This window comes from Pseudonocardia ammonioxydans (assembly GCF_900115005.1).
GTDB classification, from domain to species: domain Bacteria; phylum Actinomycetota; class Actinomycetes; order Mycobacteriales; family Pseudonocardiaceae; genus Pseudonocardia; species Pseudonocardia ammonioxydans.
Genome location: NZ_FOUY01000117.1, coordinates 1 through 3,539, shown reverse-complemented (window position 1 = coordinate 3,539; position 3,539 = coordinate 1). Strand labels below are relative to the sequence as shown.

Sequence of the window (3,539 nt, the reverse complement as noted above, 5' to 3'; positions counted from 1 at the left end):
ATCCGGTGCTTCCTCCAGGCGTGGTCGTGGCCGGGTGTGGTCGGGTCGGTCCTTCTTCTTCACTGTAAACGACAGCGTGCTGTCTATCAGCGAGCATGGTTCAATACTGTGACATTCCAGCCCGCAGGGACCCGTTGCCCGCGAGGGACGGCGAAGCCACTGCGAACCGCCGATCCGCTCCCGAGCCTCGGCCATCCCCTGGCCCGGATCTCGTCTGCCATGGGAGGTCTTCGGTCTGCGATGACGACGCCGCCTCCCGTACCCGAGTGGTATGCCCAGTTGGTGGCACTGCTGTGGCGTCGCGCGCGGCCACGTGGTCAGCGCGGACCGCGGCCGTCGCTGGATGTCGACACCGTCGTCGCTGCGGCACTGCGCCTGGCCGACCGCGACGGTATCGAGGGCGTGAGTATGCGCGCAGTGGCACGCGAGCTGGGCGTGGGGACCATGTCGCTCTACCCTTACATCGCCGACAAGGCGACACTGCTCGCACTCATGGTGGACACCGTGTACCTGCAGATGCCGCGCGGTCCACTCCAGCACCTCCACTGGCGGGAGCGGCTGGTGAGGGTCGCCGACGCCAATCTGGCGCTGCTCGCAGATCATCCGTGGATCGATTGCCTAGTCTCGACACAGCTTCCGCCCGGGCCCGGCGTGATGGCGAAATACGAGCACGAGCTGTCGGCATTCGACGACCTCGGACTCCCCGACATAGCCGTCGACGACTGCCTGACCCTGTTACTGGTCTTCGTGCAAGGTGTCGGGCGCGCAGCGACTGCGGCTGAGCCGACTCACTCGGGCGAACCCGCCGACGCGCGGGGGTGGGGCGCGATCAAGCCGGACCTGACAGACTGGTCCGACTGGGGGAACTTCGCGCGTGCAGTGCGGATCGGAGCCGTGGCCCGCCAGGCGTCGGCCAAGGCCTCCGGGAGCGCCCGGGCGTATCGCTCCGGACTAGCGGTCTTGACCGAGGGCATCGCCGCAGTAGCGGCGCAGACCACGGATGAATCGGAGCCGTGATCTTGGCGCCGGGGAACGGCGATGAGGGCCGCGCATCGGACAGGTGATTGGCAGAGGCACGAACGCAGAGTGACGGTCGACCAGCTCCACGCCAGGTCGACCATCACCGAGTGTCCGACGCGGCCGGGAGTCCGGCGTACACAGAAGTAGAAGTGTGCTCTTCGCCACACTCCAGTAGAACTCAACCGGACTTGAGGATGAAGACTAACCCCATGAGCCCTTACGCCCTCCCGGATCTGCCCTACGACTACGGCGCCCTCGCCCCGCACATCGGGGGAGAGATCATGGAGCTGCACCACTCAAAGCACCACCAGACCTACGTCAACGGACTGAACGGCGCGCTCGACAAGCTCGCCGAGGCGCGCGACAAGAACGACTTCGGTGCGATTGTCGGCCTGGAGAAGACCCTCGCCTTCAACCTTGGCGGCCACGTCAACCACTCGATATTCTGGAAGAACATGTCGCCCGACGGCGGCGGCAAGCCCAGCGGCGAGCTCGCCGCTGCGATCGACGAACACTTCGGTTCGTTCGACGCGTTCCAGGCGCACTTCGCCGCGGCCGCGACCACGATCCAAGGCTCCGGTTGGGCCGTCCTCGGGTGGGATCAGCTCGGACAGCGCCTGCTGGTACACCAGCTCTACGATCAGCAGGCCAACTTGCCCGCTCGTCAGGTCCCGTTGGTCATGCTCGACATGTGGGAACACGCCTTCTACCTGCAGTACAAGAACGTCAAGCCCGACTACGTCAAGGCCTGGTGGAACGTCGTCAACTGGGCCGACGCTCAGCAGCGTTTCACCACCGCCCGGGCCAGCTGAGGGATCCGGTCGAGGCGCGGCTGGAGCGGTCCGCGGACCGATCGCCTCAGTCGCGCTCAGCCGACGCGCGACCCGGCCGACCTGCTCTCACCGGCACAGCGCTGCGACGCCCGGGCCCAGCAACACGCTTGCCGTCGCCCGAATGTCTCGCCTTCCAGGCAGCGCGCCAAGGCAGCTCAGCAATCCAGAAGTCGGCGATCCGCCTCGGCGGCTCCACCCCGCACCGGTCGCACATACAACGCCGGCGGTGTGCCAACAGGTACGACAGAACTCCGAGCACCCGATCGATTCTCGGACACTCTCCAGAGCGACCAGCGCGGCCCTTGACCTGAAGCCCAGGTGAGGGTCAATGCTTCCTGCCTCGGCCTTCCACCCAGCGAAGCAGAGGGACAGCCATGACGAAGACAGTCGCCGTTCTTGGTAGCGGCGATCTTGCAGCTGGGACCGCTGCCGCCATACTCGACACGGGCCACCGCCTGGTGAGGCTCTGGGGCGTCAACCCGGCACGCAGCCTCATCACCGTCGCCGAAGATGCCAGAGCCACTCTGGCCCACGATCTCCAGTCCGCGCTCGACCAAGCCTGGGGAGTCGTCGTCGCGACCCAGGACTTCCACGAGTTCTCCATGATCACGGCAGCAACCCAGTGTCGAGCAGCCGGCTCCGCCGATATCCTGCTAGTCCGAGACATGGCAACTGTGTCGACATTGCCACAAAAGACCGACAGCCCCGGAACTCACTGGCTCGAAGCAGTCGTGCTGGGGTCAACCATGAGAATCGGTTACAGCACCACCATCGTCCTGGTTCGAGGAGACCACAGGGAGCAAACGAACTGGTCGACAGAGCTGAGCAGTCTCGGCTCTCCGATATTCTACACTGAACAGCTCCTCGACCCTGAGACCACCGATGCTGCACTCATTGGATTCTGGTACGATCTCAACGCCGCCATGATGCGAGCGTTGGCGAACGTTGGCCCTGAATCTCGCCCCGTTCTGGAGGCGATTCTGAATAACGCTGCCAAGCGATTCCTGAGACTAAAGCGGGTTGCCGATACCGCCATGCCGGCGGCTCAGGACGACTGCGGCGCGTGGTCGAACCTCGATCTGCAGGCCGTGGAGTCAGTGATCGAGCGCCGGGAACGGCTAGGAGCGTCCACCGCAGACCTCACGGAGCTGACGCGTCTGATCAGGGATAGGAGTTCGCTGTTGGGGCGGCCCATCGCGCTTGACGAGCTGATCGATGATTACCGCTGGACTTCCTGACACCGGTACCATACGCATTGACCTGCAGGTCCGGCCCCGACCCTGATCGTTCCAGTCGATACTGAAAGAAGGTAGCTGTGACCGCCTCAGAACAGCCGAAGCCGGTTTTCCGGATCATCTACCGCAGTCACAGCCGGATCCCAGTCGGCCATCGCAAGAAAGTGCTCGCTGATATTTTCCTGCACGCACGCCACCGGAACAAGGATGCGCACATCACTGGCGCCCTGCTCATCACCGACCACTACTTTGCCCAAGTCCTGGAAGGCGACCGGATGACGGTCGAGCAACTGTTCGACCAGATTCGCTGCGATCCTCGCCACGAGGACGTCACCGTGCTCGAGTCCGGATATGTCGACACTGAACCCTTTCCAACCTGGTGATCATGCGGTTGGTCGTGCCCGGCGTGGCGGGCCCGGAAAGTAGAAGAGCCCCTGGTAGACGAGTGATT

Annotated in this window: 4 protein-coding genes; all 4 read left to right on the top strand. The window is 64.3% G+C overall.

Annotation, left to right across the window (positions count from 1 at the left end):
* Positions 1 to 282: 282 nt before the first annotated feature.
* The 4 genes from BM093_RS34350 (at position 283) to BM093_RS34335 (ending at position 3,471) form a co-directional block, all read left to right on the top strand.
* The gene (locus tag BM093_RS34350) at positions 283 to 1,017 is read left to right on the top strand and encodes a TetR/AcrR family transcriptional regulator (protein WP_177238893.1); all 735 of its coding nucleotides are present in this window, start codon (positions 283 to 285) and stop codon (positions 1,015 to 1,017) included.
* Positions 1,018 to 1,229: 212 nt separating this feature from the next.
* Complete coding sequence (locus BM093_RS34345; protein WP_093357542.1) at positions 1,230 to 1,832, top strand: superoxide dismutase; 603 nt, start codon at positions 1,230 to 1,232, stop codon at positions 1,830 to 1,832.
* Between the two features lie 395 nt (positions 1,833 to 2,227).
* Positions 2,228 to 3,091, top strand: coding sequence for a hypothetical protein (locus BM093_RS34340; protein ID WP_093357538.1), 864 nt, complete (start codon positions 2,228 to 2,230; stop codon positions 3,089 to 3,091).
* 77 nt (positions 3,092 to 3,168) lie between these two features.
* Positions 3,169 to 3,471, top strand: coding sequence for a BLUF domain-containing protein (locus tag BM093_RS34335; protein WP_093357532.1), 303 nt, complete (start codon positions 3,169 to 3,171; stop codon positions 3,469 to 3,471).
* The last annotated feature ends 68 nt before the right edge of the window (positions 3,472 to 3,539 follow it).